This is a genomic window from Acinetobacter sp. USHLN143 (assembly GCF_037145695.1).
In the GTDB taxonomy this organism is placed as follows: domain Bacteria; phylum Pseudomonadota; class Gammaproteobacteria; order Pseudomonadales; family Moraxellaceae; genus Acinetobacter; species Acinetobacter fasciculus.
In genome coordinates this window covers 1-517 of record NZ_JBBCWZ010000208.1, presented here as the reverse complement: position 1 = coordinate 517, position 517 = coordinate 1, and the positions used below count along the sequence as shown (strand labels likewise).

Below are 517 nucleotides of genomic sequence, written 5' to 3'. Positions count from 1 at the left end.
TGCTGAAAAGATTGCCGACCCATAAAGTGACCCAAATAGAAGAATTACTGCCACACCGCTGGAAACCTGAACCGAATTAAAAATAGACATGGGGTTCAGCGGACGCTTACGGTACATTTTCGTGCAGATTTTCAGGACATGGCTGCTGCCATTTTAGTCGCGAAAGCGCCTGGAGCCATGAAAGCAGACCCGAATGACCTGCCTTGGCAAAAGATTGATCCTGATAGACGACTCGTGCCGATGGGCGAAAGTCTGGCGCAACGTGATCAGCCATTGCGTCGTACTGTTTAACATTTAACTAATATCCAATTAACACCCAAACGATTGAACAGGCTAGATCCATCACGATCAAGCCTGTTTTTTTTGATCACATCTTCATTTCCTTAAACTCAATATAATTTTCTGGGTAAGCGTCCGCTGAACACACCTTATGAATTCGTCCTATAAGCCTTAATTTAGTCCTCACTTAAAAACAAGTGGGAACTTAAATTTATGACTACAAATAACCAGACATCCA

Annotated in this window: 1 protein-coding gene; it reads left to right on the top strand. The window is 42.9% G+C overall.

Going from position 1 to position 517, the window contains the following annotated elements:
* Window positions 1-66 precede the first annotated feature (66 nt).
* Window positions 67-291 carry an MlrC C-terminal domain-containing protein gene (locus WFH18_RS17720; protein WP_336755398.1) on the top strand — a complete coding sequence of 75 codons (225 nt, stop codon included), beginning with the start codon at window positions 67-69 and terminating at the stop codon, window positions 289-291.
* The last annotated feature ends 226 nt before the right edge of the window (window positions 292-517 follow it).